Source organism: Moryella indoligenes (assembly GCF_030812885.1).
Lineage (GTDB): Bacteria > Bacillota > Clostridia > Lachnospirales > Lachnospiraceae > Moryella > Moryella indoligenes.
In genome coordinates, this window is sequence record NZ_JAUSTO010000019.1 from 13881 (window position 1) to 30106 (window position 16226).

The 16226-nt window shown below is 46.3% G+C and carries 21 protein-coding genes; 5 read left to right on the top strand and 16 right to left on the bottom strand.

The window, feature by feature from the left end; all coding sequences use genetic code 11:
* Window positions 1–5 precede the first annotated feature (5 nt).
* The 11 genes from J2S20_RS10635 to terS are packed head-to-tail and all read right to left on the bottom strand — an operon-like array spanning window position 6 to window position 9040.
* Window positions 6–533 carry a hypothetical protein gene (locus tag J2S20_RS10635; RefSeq protein ID WP_307255362.1) on the bottom strand — a complete coding sequence of 176 codons (528 nt, stop codon included), beginning with the start codon at window positions 531–533 and terminating at the stop codon, window positions 6–8.
* On the bottom strand, window positions 530–1225 hold the full coding sequence (locus tag J2S20_RS10640; RefSeq protein ID WP_307255363.1) for a hypothetical protein: 696 nt from the start codon (window positions 1223–1225) through the stop codon (window positions 530–532). The genes J2S20_RS10635 and J2S20_RS10640 overlap by 4 nt, the downstream gene beginning before the upstream one ends.
* Window positions 1222–1632, bottom strand: coding sequence for a hypothetical protein (locus tag J2S20_RS10645; RefSeq protein WP_307255364.1), 411 nt, complete (start codon window positions 1630–1632; stop codon window positions 1222–1224). The genes J2S20_RS10640 and J2S20_RS10645 overlap by 4 nt, the downstream gene beginning before the upstream one ends.
* 50 nt (window positions 1633–1682) lie before the next feature.
* Window positions 1683–2735, bottom strand: a complete 1053-nt coding sequence (locus tag J2S20_RS10650; protein ID WP_307255365.1) for a major capsid protein — start codon at window positions 2733–2735, stop codon at window positions 1683–1685.
* Window positions 2736–2753: 18 nt separating this feature from the next.
* Entirely contained in the window at window positions 2754–3086 is a 333-nt protein-coding gene (locus tag J2S20_RS10655) for a hypothetical protein (protein ID WP_307255366.1), read from the bottom strand.
* Window positions 3087–3100: 14 nt separating this feature from the next.
* Complete coding sequence (locus tag J2S20_RS10660) at window positions 3101–4195, bottom strand: head maturation protease, ClpP-related (protein WP_307255367.1); 1095 nt, start codon at window positions 4193–4195, stop codon at window positions 3101–3103.
* On the bottom strand, window positions 4188–5768 hold the full coding sequence (locus tag J2S20_RS10665) for a phage portal protein (RefSeq protein WP_307255369.1): 1581 nt from the start codon (window positions 5766–5768) through the stop codon (window positions 4188–4190). The genes J2S20_RS10660 and J2S20_RS10665 overlap by 8 nt, the downstream gene beginning before the upstream one ends.
* A gap of 13 nt (window positions 5769–5781) precedes the next feature.
* Complete coding sequence (locus J2S20_RS10670) at window positions 5782–6018, bottom strand: DUF6148 family protein (protein WP_307255370.1); 237 nt, start codon at window positions 6016–6018, stop codon at window positions 5782–5784.
* A complete protein-coding gene (locus J2S20_RS10675) occupies window positions 6018–7853 on the bottom strand; it encodes a phage terminase large subunit family protein (protein ID WP_307255371.1) in 1836 nt (611 codons plus the stop codon). The genes J2S20_RS10670 and J2S20_RS10675 overlap by 1 nt, the downstream gene beginning before the upstream one ends.
* On the bottom strand, window positions 7840–8316 hold the full coding sequence (locus J2S20_RS10680; RefSeq protein ID WP_307255372.1) for a hypothetical protein: 477 nt from the start codon (window positions 8314–8316) through the stop codon (window positions 7840–7842). The genes J2S20_RS10675 and J2S20_RS10680 overlap by 14 nt, the downstream gene beginning before the upstream one ends.
* Window positions 8297–9040: a phage terminase small subunit gene (terS, locus tag J2S20_RS10685; RefSeq protein ID WP_307255373.1), complete on the bottom strand. Its 744-nt coding sequence runs from the start codon at window positions 9038–9040 to the stop codon at window positions 8297–8299. Before terS ends, J2S20_RS10680 begins: the two co-directional genes overlap by 20 nt.
* 1053 nt (window positions 9041–10093) lie before the next feature.
* Here terS and J2S20_RS12255 point away from each other — a divergent pair.
* On the top strand, window positions 10094–10204 hold the full coding sequence (locus J2S20_RS12255; RefSeq protein WP_307255374.1) for a protein phosphatase: 111 nt from the start codon (window positions 10094–10096) through the stop codon (window positions 10202–10204).
* Between the two features lie 145 nt (window positions 10205–10349).
* Here J2S20_RS12255 and J2S20_RS10695 read toward each other — a convergent pair whose 3' ends face one another.
* Window positions 10350–10538: a hypothetical protein gene (locus tag J2S20_RS10695; RefSeq protein WP_307255375.1), complete on the bottom strand. Its 189-nt coding sequence runs from the start codon at window positions 10536–10538 to the stop codon at window positions 10350–10352.
* A gap of 220 nt (window positions 10539–10758) precedes the next feature.
* Here J2S20_RS10695 and J2S20_RS10700 point away from each other — a divergent pair, with 220 nt between their 5' ends.
* From J2S20_RS10700 to J2S20_RS10715, 4 genes are all read left to right on the top strand, one after another.
* Entirely contained in the window at window positions 10759–11085 is a 327-nt protein-coding gene (locus J2S20_RS10700) for a GNAT family N-acetyltransferase (RefSeq protein WP_307255376.1), read from the top strand.
* Window positions 11086–11222: 137 nt separating this feature from the next.
* A complete protein-coding gene (locus tag J2S20_RS10705) occupies window positions 11223–11492 on the top strand; it encodes a hypothetical protein (protein WP_307255378.1) in 270 nt (89 codons plus the stop codon).
* An 88-nt stretch (window positions 11493–11580) separates the two neighbouring features.
* A complete protein-coding gene (locus J2S20_RS10710) occupies window positions 11581–11973 on the top strand; it encodes a hypothetical protein (RefSeq protein ID WP_307255379.1) in 393 nt (130 codons plus the stop codon).
* A gap of 90 nt (window positions 11974–12063) precedes the next feature.
* Entirely contained in the window at window positions 12064–12594 is a 531-nt protein-coding gene (locus J2S20_RS10715) for a hypothetical protein (protein WP_307255380.1), read from the top strand.
* A 583-nt stretch (window positions 12595–13177) separates the two neighbouring features.
* Here J2S20_RS10715 and J2S20_RS10720 read toward each other — a convergent pair.
* The 4 genes from J2S20_RS10720 to J2S20_RS10735 all read right to left on the bottom strand — a co-directional run bounded on the left by J2S20_RS10720 (window position 13178) and on the right by J2S20_RS10735 (window position 16099).
* The gene (locus J2S20_RS10720) at window positions 13178–13663 is read right to left on the bottom strand and encodes an RNA polymerase sigma factor sigma-70 region 4 domain-containing protein (RefSeq protein ID WP_307255381.1); all 486 of its coding nucleotides are present in this window, start codon (window positions 13661–13663) and stop codon (window positions 13178–13180) included.
* Between the two features lie 12 nt (window positions 13664–13675).
* Complete coding sequence (locus J2S20_RS10725; protein WP_307255382.1) at window positions 13676–13972, bottom strand: hypothetical protein; 297 nt, start codon at window positions 13970–13972, stop codon at window positions 13676–13678.
* 725 nt (window positions 13973–14697) lie between these two features.
* On the bottom strand, window positions 14698–15405 hold the full coding sequence (locus tag J2S20_RS10730) for a DNA cytosine methyltransferase (protein WP_307255383.1): 708 nt from the start codon (window positions 15403–15405) through the stop codon (window positions 14698–14700).
* A 130-nt stretch (window positions 15406–15535) separates the two neighbouring features.
* The gene (locus J2S20_RS10735) at window positions 15536–16099 is read right to left on the bottom strand and encodes a DUF6273 domain-containing protein (protein WP_307255384.1); all 564 of its coding nucleotides are present in this window, start codon (window positions 16097–16099) and stop codon (window positions 15536–15538) included.
* Window positions 16100–16226 lie beyond the last annotated feature (127 nt).

Consider the following 16226-nt stretch of genomic DNA (forward strand, 5'->3'; position numbering starts at 1 on the left):
CTCCCTCACAATAAATCTGCTAATGCCATGTCTTGTGTCATGGCTGGAGCCGTGCAGTTAAATGTCAAGGCTCCAAAGTAATAAGGCGGTGATGTTTCTTTTTGAATCGCCCACGCGATAGGTTTTAGCACAGTAAAGGCCCCGCCAAAGTATGGCATCTGACAAAACCTCTGTATGATATCTTCCTTAATGTTTGACACCTCCTCCCAGCCTTCCCGTTCACGGCCAAGATCATAGGTACAAATCACAATGGAAAATTCAATTGTTTGTGGGCTGTCATCATTGGGAATAGAGCCGCCGTTTACTTGAACAAGCACATAGGGTGCCGCCGCCGCGTCCGTGTCCGCATCTGGATCATCCTCTGTAGGGATGGGCAAATCCTGTTCAAACACTTTCAGCGGTTTAGGGCCCGTTTGACCACGAAACTTTTTTCCTGCAAACAACTCTTCCAGAGTTTCACATAAGGCTTTCTGGCAGAGCCTCGCGGTGCGCCCAGTGCCCTCAGCCATAACCATTTTTGTATAGTCTTTCATCCGTGCCTCCTAGCCGCTCGCGCTAACACCTTTTCAACTTGCGCCGCAAGCCGCATTTCTAAAAACTCCGACACCTCCGGCTGTGCCTCCGGCCATATTGTATGATGCATAGCTGCCGCAGACGGGCTCCCCATTGTTTCAAGCTTCTCAATCTTCCCCATTGAATTTCTCCATCGGGGAAATCCCTTTCTCGTTTTGGGATGCTCCACGTGAGAATTAATCACGCGCTGAACCATGCCAACATGCCCATTGGAAAACTCAAGCAGAAAACCTTTGCTCTTTCCATGCCCCCCGGTCAGCGGCTTCATTCCCGATGCTTTTAAGACCTTTGCCTTCACAACATCGGGCGCATTCCTGACATTCGTTCCGGTATAAATGCTCTTAGGTGAATACTTAAAATACCCAAGATCATTTCTCAGCGACGCAATATGAAGCTCTGCAAACAAGCTTCTATTTGTCGCTTTCTTGCGTTGAACTAAATCTTTCAAGTGCTTCTGACCCGCTGCGTTTACGGCGTATCTTGCTTTGGCCTTCATAATCATTACTTTTCTTGCTTGCCGAGCTGTAGCGTTGATAGCTACTTTCGCAGCTGCCGGGGTCTTGCTCTTTAAATTCCCCAACGCCCGCGACACAGTGTCCAACCCCTCAACGGTAATGGTCATGTTGTCTAAATCATAAGTAACATTGCTCATTGTCTCGTGCGCTCCAATTCAATGCGATACACGCCATCTTCGGTGCCAAAGTGCTTGATAAAGAAAATTCGCTGCTGCTTTGTCCCTTGATCAATGGTGAGTAGGGCGCCAATCTTTGGTCTGCGCCCATAATCAACTTTTTTGATATAGAGGATTGATAACGCCGTATATAAACCAGTATCGAAGTTCTGTTTTGCTCCGGCTTCCCAGTGAGCCGAATACGGCTTCAAGATGTCCTCTTCCAGCACGATCAAGCACTTTTTACCGTTTACCGTGTGCCATTCTGCGTGTTCGTCAGCTTCAAAAAAAGCAGCGTCAATATCCTCTTCAACCGCTTCTTTAAACGTGAGCTCGTGTTCATCTTCCGCGCCCCCTAAAAACTCCTGTTCTAATTCAAATAGCGCCATCACGTAACCTCATAAAAATCCCCCGCCGGAATCCCGGCAGGGGAAATTAATCAAAGAACTGTTGCAACCAACCAGCTGTCAGCCTTATCCGGAATTGGAAGCGGATGAGCCTGCGCCTCCACAAATCTGCGATCCGGATGATGCTCAACATAACTTCTCAGAACTCTTTCAGTCTCCGCAGTCACCCACTGCTGTGTAGAATCCTCAATGTAAGTACAAGCGCCGTAAGCCATCATATAGGCCGGAGCGGAGTTGATAAGAACAACTGTATTATCCGGGATAAGCGGCTTGGTTTCCGGCGCAAGCGGATTTGTCCAATCATCCAGATAGAACTCATCATAGCCGTAAATATCAAGGCTCGGAGCATTCAGATGTCCATAGTAACGCACACCATTCGGAAGATCACGCGGGGCAATCTCACCGATATGGAAGCGTCTGTTGTCCATCATGTCCTGAACGTTTTTGTCATTCAGAAACGCCTTGAGTGCGCCCTTGCCCATGATTACCATGTCAACATTTGCAAAGCCGTTCTTCTGGACCTCAGTTACCCACTCATCCAGATTGTCGAGGATCTTTGCGGCGCTCTGTCCCCATCTCGCCGTGGTGGTAAGTGCCTTCTTGTTGGTAAGGCCAAAATCAATCACCTCATTTACACCCTCGCCAACAACAGGAATCTGACCGGTAAGGATGGCCTGTACGCACATCCACTCCTCACGCCGGGTAATGCTGTCATTCAGCTTTGCGTACTCATCCGTAAGCTTTTTAGCAGCTCTTTGTGCGGGCGTCATACCACTATAAAGGGTCTCGCCCGGAAGTCTCTGCATGAGCCGCTCTGCTGTTGTAATATCATAGGGATTGATCAGCGGCGGCTTATAACTTTCGGTTCTGAACCCCTCATCCTTCAGTACCTTTCCGCCAAGTCTCGGATGTACAAACGCAGCCATGCGTCTGTCGCCCTTTACAATGTCAATATCGACACGTTCGGTTGAAAATGTATCCTTATTGGTGAAAAAAGTGTCCTTGAAGTAAGTGCGTACCGGCGGAGCAGTCTTTACAATCTCCGCAAGATATCTCGGATCATAAATATTAATCATATTAGGCATTACTATTGTCCTCCCTTTTTACTTTAAGAAAATGCCGATATTCCTAAGCGCCAGTTCAAGTGCATCCGCATCAACACTCCCTTCAAGTGTCAAAGCGTCTGCAAAGAATTCTCCAGTCAGATAGACCGGTATCTTCTCAGCATTTTCAGCAGCCTCCGGAACAATGCCGTAAACCTTTGCAATATTCTCCGTAGTAACCGGAACCACCTTCTTGTTGACCAGCGCAACCGGAGCCTTTGCCTTGATTGCCGCTCCCGCTTCCTTTTCAACGCTTACAACACCAATAGTTGTTCCGGCAATCAGATAATCAACCCCGGATTCAAACGACTGCTTCTTTAAATTCATTCCCATTGTTTTCCTCCCTCTTACTTCTTGTTAACTGCATGAATGGCATTAATAAAGGGATCTTCCTTGCCCTCTTCGTTATTGCCGTCCTGACCAACATTGTTAACACCGCTTCCATTTGCGTCTTCCTTTGCGCTGTTCAGGAAAGCCTCTCCGCTCTTCTTTGCGGCCTTCATCATATTGACTGCATACTCATTTGCTGCAATCGGCTTAACGAACTTTGCCTCGTTGGTCTGATCCTCGAATCCGGGCATTGCCATGTCCTCAATGTCACGAATTCTTTCGCGCTCCTGCGTCACAGCCTCATTCACAGTGGTCGCGCACGCCTCGTTGACAAGCTCCGGATATGCCGCACGGAGATCATCAACCGTCTTAATTTCTGCCATCTTCTTTTCCTCCTTATGGCTATTGTTGACCGGAATTACCTCCGGCGGGTTATTTACAGAACCAGTGCTATGCACCAATTCGTTCTGTATGTGTTTTGGAACCTTCGCAAAAGGAAGATTCATGCTGATATTGTTGACAAATAAAGCGCCGTTGCGGTTTTCCACAACGACATCTTCATCATCAACCAGCTCATCTATGAATCCGTTCTCTTTAGCCTCACTAGCAGTCCACCAGCTTGTGGCGTCCATCCACTCCGTAACTTCAGACTTGTCTCTCCCTGTTTTCTTTACGTACAGGTTGAGAATGTTCTCTTTTATTGTGTTTAGAGCGCCGATATACTGTTCAAGCTCTGTTGCGTCAAGATATCCGAACAGCCCCATCCGAACCGGATGTATCATGTAAGTCGCTTCATTTGCTGCGATAACATTGGTGCAATGGCAAGCAACAATCGTGGCGGCACTTGCGCAAAGGCCATCAATTCTTGCCGTAGTCTTACCTTTTCTTGCGCCCAACAGGCTCCCGATGGCTTGAGCCGCAAAAACGTCTCCTCCGCCGCTGTTGATACGAACCGTAATGTCTTCTGCGTCGCTGATGTCGTTAAGATCATCCGCAAACTGTTTAGGAGTAACATCGTCCTCCCACCAACTACTTTGCGAGATGTCACCATATAAAAGTAGTTCGGTTCCACCAGCAGAATTTCTAAATTCCCAAAACTTTTTGTTAGGCATTTTCCTCTGTCCTTTCCGGCGGATTCACAATCAGATCAACCTCTCGTTTCCTTGCCGCCTCAATCTTTCTTTGTCTGATATTGCTGTTGTAATCCCCGCCGGTCATTTGCGCCGTTTCTTCCTGTGCCGTAGAGAATCCATGCTCGATGCGTTTAATAGCCGCATCAACCTCCTGTGAAGGATTCATAGCTGTCCTTGCAGGGCCGTTCCAACTACACCCCATATAAGCCATGCGCCTGATCGGGTCATTAAAAAAGCCCGGAGCGTTAATGCGCCCGCGAGCTACAGCTTCGGTAAACCACTCTTCATATATCGGACGGCAAAAATCATCTTCAAACCATCCTCGTTCCATGTCGCAAGTTCGCCAGAATTCATTCAAGGCACCTCTGGCCGCGCTGAAAGAAGTTGTAAACTGCTTCATCAACACTTCTATTGGAATCTCAAGTGCGGCTCCGATTTGCCGAATAACGGCATTAGTGAAAACGTCATACCCAGAATTTGGATGCTTAGGGTCTGCAAAGTTGACGGTCTCTCCGGGATTTAGGTCAACGATTGCTCCGCTTCCCATCTCAATGGTGTTGTTGTCCACTTCATCAACCAATGCTTCTGGACTGTACTGTTCTCCAAACGGCCTATCATCTGTAGCTAATTCCGGCTGAACAAACACCGTAAACATACTGCTGATTACCGCCGCCGTCACTTCTGCATCGGTGTATCGCCCTAATTGTTTGATTGCTTCAAGCACCGGGGCAAGCATCGGAACTCCTCGCAGCTGCCCAATTCTTTCACGGCTCATGATGTGCAGAACATTTCTGCGCCCGCTGCTGGAACCATACACTTCAACTCGCGTCCATTTTCTAACAGTGCCATCCGCAAGGCTTGATAATGGGTGCCGATTGCTTATCCAGTAAGCAATAACAACGCCATCTTCGTCTGTTTCAACCCCCTGCACAATCCTATAGACGTGATATCCATTTACGTCACAGGGAAACAGTCTGTCATAATTATCCGGGCTGCAAATCCTATCAGCCTCTATTAATCTGATCTTCAAGCCGTAAACTTGGTTCTTTTCCTCTTTGAACGGAAGAAGCGCAAACACATCACCATTCATCAGGTAACTGATAAATGCAAGCTGCTGAAGCGCATAAAAATTATCAATCCGGTCAGCATCGCACAGCGGCTTTTCAGCCCAAAGTGAAAACTCTCTCAATATCTGCGCTTGAAGCTTTTCAGCTTGTTCGCTGTCAAGCCCTAGATAATCGGCGTCAATCTTAGGAACCGGCACCAGCCCTGAAGCAATAACGTTTGTGCGCTTGGACTTCAACGCTGCGCTTGCTGTGGGCACTCCCATGTAGGCATCTCTGCTTCGCTGTCGGAGAACATCTATATTATCTTCAATATCTTCCTTTGCGCTGCCACCGCGAAACAGCCATCCCCGTAAGCTTTTCTTTGTCAGACTAGCTCCATAGTTGCCGTATCCGCTGTTGATTACCTTTATGGCTTGCCGGGCGGCCATCCTTCTTGCTGCGTGTATGGGAGCAACTGTGGATATCGCTCTGTCAATCCAATTCATTAAGCTTCCCCCTTTACAAATCACGCGGGACGAATCCAAACAACCGGTTCCGTCCCCTTCGTTTTTCAGCAGATTCAGCCTCATTCAATCTTGCAGCCCAATATTCTATTTCTTTCCGAACCTCCCGCAAGTCAGCCCTCGTCAGCATTCTAGTGCCAATCTGATAATGCTGCCCCGTAGCAATCTTCTCCTCGGCCTTAAGCCAAGTATTAAGCTTTTTCTGGCACAGCTCTTTTGAAAAAATAGCCATTAAATACCTCCGCTTATCCTTCTCCGTCTCTTCGGTTTTGTTCTGAAAGTATCATCATCAAACTTTTTCAATACCGGATTTGTGATTTCAAGTGCTGCCGTAGCATAGTTCCTCAAGTCAAGAGGCTCATTTCTCTTGTGCTTGCTGTCTTTAATCTCCCAAACCGTAGTGCTTCTCCCTTTACGGAACCGTACCACTTTGCGCTCTGATGTGAGACCTCTGAAATACTCTTCATCATATCCGGCCTCCTCATTTGAAGGGAAGTGGCAATAGTTCGGGCCTTTCGTCTCATGCTTTAAGCGCTGATGTATTAATTCCTTTCCGGCGTCAACTCCGATTATGAATAACGGAGCCTTTACGCGGTTATTCTTAGAAGGATTTCGGATATAGGGAACATCTGCACCACCTCGCCCTTTAATCGCCCAGATTCGGCGATCAAAGCGATCCTTGGTGAAACGATACACTTGGTTTGCATGGTGTCCACCACTATCAACACAAACAGCAAGAATCGGTAACACCGTCCCATCTTTCTTGCGGAAACCGCTCATTAAGAATCGGTCAAGGTCTATCCAGACTTGCTCTTTCAACATATCTCCGTAAATCTTCTGATAACGGATGCCCCAGCTTTCCTTACCTTCTCCCCAGCCTACAACCTCAATCTCGAATCGATCATCTTGCGTATCGACTCCGGCAGTAAGAACAAGCACATCGTCCGGCACATCCGCGTCATATATCTCTCTGCGGTTATACAGTTCGATTTCGTCAAGCTGTTCTCCGACGTCTTCCCATGTTTCACCAAGTTCTGTATTTACCCATACTTTCATTCCCTCCGGGTTCCCCTGGTCGAGCTGTTCTTTTGCAAGCTTGAACTTCTCTACGATCTCATGCCATCCGCAGAATACAGAAGCCAAAGTATTGAGATGAAACCCTCGTATTTCTGCCGTAGGATTTTCGGCAACATACTTTCCAAACTGCCCTTGCTTTTTCCATTCATATTCGCCGGAATTTTCACCGCAGCGCTCACACTGGTAGAAAACATCTTTGCTAACATCGTCCCAATCGAATCGAACGCCCTCCCATCGCAACGCCTGATAATGTCCGCATTTTGGACAGGGTACGCTCCACTCTTCTTTAGTGCTTTGAAGATATTCAGCCTCAATTCTGCTTTGTCCCTTCAGAACCGGCGTGCTCACCATCACTGTTTTTTTATCCCAAAACGTTGTCTGTCGTTTCTGGGCAAGTGAAAGCGGATCGCCTTCCGTTCCTGCACTTACCGGATATCTATCCACCTCGTCCGCCAAAAGCACCTTAATCGGCCGGCTTGCAAGGCTTGTTGCACTGTTTGCTCCTACAATCGTTACGTGTCCGCCAGGAAAATTCTTTTTCATGATGGTGTTGCCTGAATCCCGGCTCTTTACATCCACCTTATCTTGCAACCTTGTGGTGTCTCGTAACATAGGGGCTAAACGATCTTTTGAGAATGTCTGCCCCATGTCAAGAGTGGGCTGCATAACCATGATTGGACACGGAGCATAATCCATGTAGTAGCCCAGCACGTTCAGAATAAAGGCGTCTGTCTTTCCGATCTGCGCAGCACTCATGATTACTACTTTTCTGATATGCGGATCTCCGATTGCATCCATGATCTCGCGCTGATAGGGAGCTTTTTCAGTGTGCCATCTTCCCGGCTCCGCGCTACTTTCCGGGGAAAGCATTCTGTAGTTGTCTGCCCATTCGCTCAATGTCATATTGGGCGGCGGCTTCAACAAGGCAACACATCTGGCCAAAACATCCAGTGTGTCCTTCGAGATATCTATTACCTTACTGATCTTCATCACCGTCCTGCTCGGCAAAAGAGACCTTGTAATTGCTTAGCTCCTCCAAAACCTCATTGATTGCCAATTTCAGTGCATCAAAAATCCCCGGTTGATTGCCTCCCATGTTGGCAAGCTCCGGAGATAATTTGGCCGGGAGCGACATTAATCGTCCCCGCATATTCAGCATCATGGTCTGCAACCCTCGCTCAATGTCAGCAGTCCTGTGAAGCTCGCCTCGCATTCTCTTGTTCTCCATCTCGGCGGCTTCGCGTTTTGCTTTAGTGAGCATGGCGCGCTCATCGTTCAGGTCAGTCTTTCCAGTCCCCTTGCGAATATAGGTGATGTACCTAGACACTGTTGGCTGAAGATCATAGAGTCCGGGGCGTTTCTCCTCAATCACGCCCTCATCTCGGAGCATTCGAACACGGCGCTCTGACAGTCCCAGCCATGCCGCGACTATTTTACTCGTATATAGCTTCATCCGTGCCCTCCTCCGTCACATCGTCAACCTCAATTGCGCCTATCGCTCTCATTCTCATAATGGCAAGGCGCTCCTTTTCAATAGCAATCTTTATGTCAGCTTCCTCAATAGCGCGAAGACTTGAGGCTACTGTTGCAATCCTGCCCTGAACCCTGTACAAGGCTTCCTGAAGCTTCAGGATTCGATTAAAAGCACTGTCTTTGTTACACATTCTTCGTTCAATTTCCAGAGGATTGCCTCCAGGACTAGGAACCTGATAATCTGTTGTGGACGTAACGTACAGTTCCTCCTCGCTCTGGCATTCGTATTCATCAATCTTAGTCAAGATGCGATGTTCCCTTACTCTCAGAATGCGCAATTCATATTCAAGGGCAGCCTTTCCGTTGGTTGAGGTATTCTCCGCTAATTCTCTTTCGGCCTCTGTCATGGTTTCAAAGGTAATAGAACTATAAGCGCCGTCCTTCTCGGCGTTGTGGCTCCCCTTCGGGGCTCCGCTGGTCTTGCACCCTTTAGCATTCTTATGCCCCTTCGCGTTCTGGTTCCCCATCTTAGGACCGTGCGGGCCTTTCAATCCAGAATCCCAGTTCCCTTCTGTTTTCCATTCCCGCAAAAGCCGATATGTAATCCCAAGTTCGCTAGCCAACGTCTTCAGCCTGACCGGCTCCCCGCGCATTTTTCGGGCAAGATACTCAGCTTTGGCGGCTTCCTTGTTCACCACTTCCATCTCAGCCTCCAAATCTTTGCATTAAAAAATCCCCGCAGATATTTCTGCAAGGACTCTACACTTTCTGACGCTATCATTTTAACACCTAAAAAGCGCAGTAAACGCTAATAGTTGCTAATTATTTTCGATCTGAATGTGCGCGCTTTTCTGTCTTGTCAAGATACCCCCCTGAAAATCCCGTCCCCAGACCGCCGGAAGCGTTAAAAAAATGATCCTACCTAAAAAACTTTTGCGCTGCTGAACCCGTAACTGGCAAGAATTCCCCCAAAAGAACCTACCCGGTTTTTTATGCACTCTGCCCTTGTATATCCCCGTCTTTTTCGGTACTTTTTGCCGCTTTTATGCATCTTTATGTATATATGTGTTCTTTTTATGTATATGTATGCAGTGTATGTAGCGGCGGCTGTGCGCTGAATTCATCCTACCTTTTTATATGATCAATGTATATGTAGGCCTGCTCATCTGCTGCGGGCGCCTGTGTAGCTGCATAAGAGAGATATATATAAGTATATGATAGGTGATGCCCTTATAGTGTCGTAGATCCTGCGGCCTTGTGCGCTGTCATACGGGCATAGAAAAAGCCCCGGAGATATCCGAGGCTATATGTCTATACTATATAAGATGCTATGTGCCTTTTTGCCTACGCTTTTCCGTCCTGATTTTTTACTAGCTCCGTCAAGCTCTGCTCTCCTATATCGGCAGCTATAAGTCTTTTAATCCATCCTTGTAGGCTCTCGCCTCTCTGCTCTGCGTGACGATGTAGAAGCTCTCTTGTACCTTTAGGTATCTGTATATCAATCCGATCATAGGCTTTTGCTCTGTACTTTATAGTCGCGCGGCCTTGTGCTTTTGTGCTCAAAATACCACCACCTTTCTATGCCTATACTATAGCATAGGTACGAACATCCGGATATATACATATAGCACAATAAAGCTTGTGCAACTTGCCTATTGATATATATCCGGATATATAGTATTTTATAGTCACAGCAAGCGACACGGGCAACCGAAAAGCAAGCGAGTATCCGCAGGGTGAAACAGGAGGAAAGGAAAATGAATGAAATGAATGTTTCTGAAGCTTTGGTAAAAGCGATTCTGGAAATTCTGGAAAAGTGTAAAACACTTGAGGAAGCGAAAGAATCTATCAGAAATTTACTGAAGTAAGCAATAAAAAAAGAATCGGCCCGCCTCCAAAGCTAAACCGATTCAGAGAGACCCGGCGAACCTGCCGCCGGGGCTCCTCCCCAAAAAGATTATAGCAGGAAAACAACACCGGCGCAAGCCGTGAAAATAGCATAGAAATTCTGTTCTATTGTTCGCGTTCTAGCCTCTCATTTATGGCCGCCTCGATCCACTGCGATTTGCTTACTCCGGATATATCCGCGGCCTCTTGCACTTTTTCCTTGATCCCTTTTGTGAACAGCAGATTTATCCTGTCTCTGTTTTCGTCTTTCCATTTTTGCTGTCGCTTGTTTCTTTTCTGTATATCCTCCGGCATTATATCGCCTCCTCTCTTTTATGCCACATATAGTATATATTATAGAGACGCGGGGCGCACTATGAAAAATGTACAAAATGATGGTGCGCACTTTGTACATTTTGCCGTATTGACGTAGGGCGCCCTATGTCTTATGATGAAGGCACAACGAAACGGAAGCAAGCCAACAAGGCAAGCGACAACGGCACACTAAAACACACAAAACAAGAAAGGAAAAACAATGAAGCTCACACTCAACAAAATCAGCAGCCGGGACGAAGATAGCTACATCGCGAGCCTTTACCACATCATCGCAGACGGCGAGAACATCGGTTCCGTCTCCACTATAGAAGACGAGGAGAGCATCTACATTGAGCGTATCGACGTAGACGGGGCTTTCCAGAATCGTGGCTACGGTACAGCAGCCCTCCGGATTTTTTCCGAAATGGCGAGCACGGTTTACCTCGCTCCCGACAACAAGGACGCGCAGAGACTGTACGAGCGCATCGGTTGCGAGACCTACAGCTTCCCCGAAGTAGATCAGGGATTTGGCGTGTACGAAATTTAAATCTGAGGTTTAAGCCATATTGAAAACCAATAGCAAGAAAGCCCGCCCCGGCGGGCGTTGTAATGCAGCCGTAGACGGTCACAAGCCCGTTAAATGCAGAGTGCAGCACATCACACATGATAGGAGGTTGTAAGAATATGACTAAATTAAACCGCTTGTTTTTACGTCTTGAAAAAGACGGCTTTACAGTCAGAAAAAGCGAACTGTGCAATGTGGATTGTACAGGGATTAACGCCCCGGTTTTAATTATTGATACCAATTATGAAGGATTCTACCCGCCTAAATCGGTTTTTGATAAGCAGGGAATGATTAGAAATATTTGCAAAAACCGTTTTTCAGTGCAGGCACGCGGTTATTATACAGCCTTGTTTATTCGTGAATGGTTACCCCATGAAAAGCACTTATAAAACAGCCCCGCCGCAGAGAATGCCAGCCGGACCGATACCGGCGGCGGGATTTCCACAAGAACAAAACACAAAATCAAGGAGGCACAAAATGATAATAAAAACATTTGCTTGCAATGACATGTTGACGGTTGAGTATGATTCGAGAATTACACATAACTTTAAAATCATGGATTATGTCCCTAATGGTTACACAATTTGGAACGTTGACATGCCAGATGGCTTTTTATTGCTCTGTAAGCTTTCTGCTTACCAGCCCTTTAAAGGAGGCCAAAACATAGATGCAGAAAGTTTGGTCGCCATTAAATTTAGCAAAGCGCAAATACTAGCACGCGCTAGCATGTTATACGGCATAGGCTCTTTAAGCCAAGCAGAACGCTACATCAAAAGATATCGGGATAGCAAAAAAAATAGCTATGCGTACAAAAAAAGCCAGAAAATACAAAAAGCACTTCCTCTTTTCAACCAGATAAAATGGGCTTGATTCTTCCCGTGTAGTAGGACTCTCGCGGCGTTCAATCCGCCGGCACGAATTTTATTGTAAACATCTATACAAAAAAGGGAGGTCACAAAAATGACTAACTATCACAAAGAGCATGTACACAAAAAGCAGCTGTTAATCATTGACATAGCTATTGTTAATGATGAATACGAAGTAATAGCTATGCGCGAGGACGGAAATGAGCTTGACATTGCAACGTTCTCAAACAAAAACGACGCGATTAAATGCTTCAATCAGTTCATTGCGAAGTATCCAGCGGACACAAAAAAACTTTCCGGGAAGTATGCCAAGCTCCGCGACGATCTCCAGACAGCACTCGAAGCCGGACGGCAGGCACAAAAACAAAATCCGGAGGACGGCGGAACCTGCAACTTTGATACTTCTATGCTTAGCCTTCCGCGCTGGAATTTTGAAAAAGTGCAACAGGCCGTGCAAGAAGCCGGTGCAACCTGCTTTGCACAAAACTTTTACGGTTCAAAACGTTTCTTTATCGTTCCGAAGGCCAACGGGCAAGGAAATGCACGAACCGCTAGTGCTAAAGCCATCACAAAAATGTTACAATCGTTAGGCTACAATGCTAGTATGTATTATGCTATGGATTAATCGCCGCAGAGAATGCTTGCTCAGCTCGATACTGAGCGGCGGATTACACAAAAAGTTGAGAAGAACGCAGAAGCGTTGAGAAGAACGCAGAAGAGTTCTCAACGTTCAAGCGTCTGGGGTGTTCCATGCAACCAAATTGGCACCCTTCAAGAAACAAAAAAACAAACTACTTAGATGGCATAACACAGTAGACTCACAAAATGACTTTATGAAAACTGTCGAATCTTCATTTATCCAAACATTAGAATCACTAAGTGCCGAACAACAAAAATCTTAAGGTGTTTTAACAAAAAGCACCAACACAAAAAGTTACAACAAAAAACAAAAGTCTATACACAAAAAACGCAAACACAAAAAACAAAAAGCGCCGTTCCGTTGTTTGGAATGGCGCCTTGTTAATTAATGCGACCTATTGTGTATTCATGTGCAGAAACAAACTGTTTTCGTTTATTGCGCCGATGTTTATAAATGTTTATAAACAAAAAGTGTAAGCTAAAGATGGTGAACAAAAACCTTAATCCATTATAGCGCGTATATAGGGAAGATCATATAAGATTTTAACAAAATCGTTCCACGCACAAAATCATGCTTCTGCGTCTCGTGCTCTCACTTCAATTTCACGAATTCCATTAACTCGTTCTAACATTTCACCCAAACGAATTAGCGCCATCCTGTGCCAAAGGCGTGCAGTACTCTCCGAAACATTCAGTTTGTTAGAAATTTGCACCCAGTTTTCTTGACCACCATAGCGCCACAAAATAAGCTTTTTATACCGTGCATGTATCATGTCTATGCAGTGGCGAATATGTTTCTCATCCATAAACAAAACTTTAAGAGAATCATCAATTTCTTTCAGTCTGGTGCGCGATTCAATGTCCCCTAACCTCTGAATTGCTACATTTGCTGCCGGGTCACTAGTAGAACTTCCGTGTGGCATTCCGTCAACATTAACAGCACTCAAGTATGGATATTTATTGTCAATGTCAAGCTGTTCTTTTTGAAACATTTTACGTTTTTGCGGAATGTTATAGTAATACAAAATTATGGTGCTGACCACATCATACTTCATACTGCCCCCTTCTCAATCAACAGGGACTTCTATCCCTGTCTTTTCCTTCAGTTCATTAGCAAGATTTCGAATGTCGAGACCTTCACTTTTCCATCGTCCACATTCTTCATCTATTGCTCCGTAAAGCCGCATGAGCCGTTGCCCTCCAAAACCAAAAACCTCGTGAAGTTTTAACCCCATCATGATATACATACCAACAATCATATCGTGCTGTGTTTGGTCTCTCTCAGCCTGTCGCTGCTTCTGTACAATTCGTCTTGCGGAATGGGCATTGGATTTCTCCAACGCCCGGCGCATTTTTCGGTTCATTCCCACTCCTCCCACGTATTTTTATCCCGAATGTGTAGCCGTTCTAGCACTGTCAGACCAAAAACGTTAGCTAGGGCCCATACGCAGCGCAGAAAGAGAAGCACGTGCTCTGGTGGATTGGAAGCCCGTTTTACGGCTGTATCGGCTGTAGGGTCGCGATATCCTTCCTGATTCATTTCCGTATCACCTCCAAAAGCAGCACGAACTGCCAAATCAAGCGCGTCTTCGCAAGCTCGAAATATTGATCTCTGGTGATTTTTTCTTTAGATGCTATACTGGTCACATTACAAATTGCTGATATCATGCCCAACATAACAACAATTTTCATCGCTAAATTTAACAGAAAACCTATGTCCAAGGTTCAGCCTCCCTTCGCATAGCCCTATCACTAACCTTCTTCATTTTTGTGCTCCTTCTCTACATATTCATCACAAGTAACAAACGGTCTGAATTTCTCATAATTTGTGCAACGCATCAGCTCACATACACCATTACGCAGGCTTAACATGTCCGATTTATACCTACAAACGCATTCATGTACGCAAGATACACACGGAGTTGAATCCATAAAGACATAAGATTCAACAGGCACATCTTTTTTCCACGGCATCAATATCATTCCTGCAACCTTTCCAGTTCAATCTCTGCATCTTCAAGCGTTGAAATACTCATCTGCCATTTTCAGCATGCATAGGGAATTTTCATCATTTCCGCTATCGCTTGCATTATCCCCACTGTTCTGCCATAGCTCGCGCTATTCCCGGAAACGTTTTCGACCTCATAATAGGATCACGCTCTTTGCGCCCTGGAAACTTTTTATAATTCCCGTGTACGTCTTTATACCCTCCGTTTACATAAGGTTCATGATGCTCTATGATCTTTGTGGGCTTGAGCGGCGGCAACCCTTTCAGCCAGAGACATGTCCGCTTGCTGTATGGATGCCCGTACTCATAGGGCTGTATCGCCTGTGTGTACTCCGGCAAACCAACGATTTTCATAGGCGTGGGATTTTCAACCGCGATCTTGAAGCAATCAGCGTTTAAAAATTTCACAAAAAACTCTTTTGCCGCCAGCACCTTTTTATACCTTTCCTCGACAATTTTCCCCTTCACTCGCAGCCTCACCGCTCCGGCGTTAGTCAGATACGTGCATGGTGGGTGTGCAATAATCAAGTCCCATCCATCGGGAAATTCATGTTCGGCTCCGTCCATCGTAACAAACTGAATTCCCTCAAAACTTCCGAACCCCTCGTAGTGATTTTCATGAATCCCCGGGTTTATGACCTCAAGTGCATCTCCCTTGATGTGCCACTCCGGATGTCCTCCGGAGCATTCGATAACATCGCAACTGTATGCTTCATGCCCCCGCTCCCGAAAGGCTTTGCAAACAGCTTGCGATTCCTCACATGCTACCAAAACTCGCATTACTCGCATTTTGATCTACTCTCCTCCTCGTATCTTCTTCGCGCCCCCGCGAAAAATGTACCATATAGCCGCCAAGTACGGGGGCTTCTGCTTATATGCCATAGTCAAATCCCTCCCCCACCCCTTGTGGGGTGTGATTTTAGATTTTGAAAGCGGGACGCACACCGTTAGCGTAGGAAGCGCTGTAGTAGCCAGCATGGTCGTAGCAGTTGACAAAGGCAAAGGCAGCAGCGGTATACTCAACCACATTTTGCAGCCAATACCACTCCCACTTCCCGGAATTTTCCCCCTGGAACGCAATGCGGTTTCTGCTGTCTTTCATACACTCCCACTGCTCAACCTTGTCACTTTCCTCTGCGCCATAAGAGTTCTCTCCAAAAATCTCACGCTCTGTGGGGAGTCGGAGCAGGTCACCGTTCTCAAGCGGCAACAGGCGGTTACGCAGTTCAACCGGGAACCTGTCAAGAATTTTCCCGTTGAGAATGCCCCGCAAGTCAGAAGCAAAGTACCCGCCCTCATTGGTGTCCTTACAGTTCATGCAGTACGCTTTCTTCAAGCAGTCCACAAAGCAGAACAGCATACCATCCTGTTCCTGCTTTACAGCCATTGCTTCCACTTCTTCACCATCGGTAAGGTTAAAGGAGATAACATCACCAATTTTGTACTCATTGGTTTCTATCTCATTCGTTCTAAACAACTTCATTGTTAAGTCCTCCTATTGTTCATTGTTTGATAGCTTAGAGACAGGATGTAATCTTCACTCACAGTTCTTTCTCCCATCTGGTCTTCATTTCATGTGGTATCTGCTGCCCTCTATCCCTTCCCCCCGT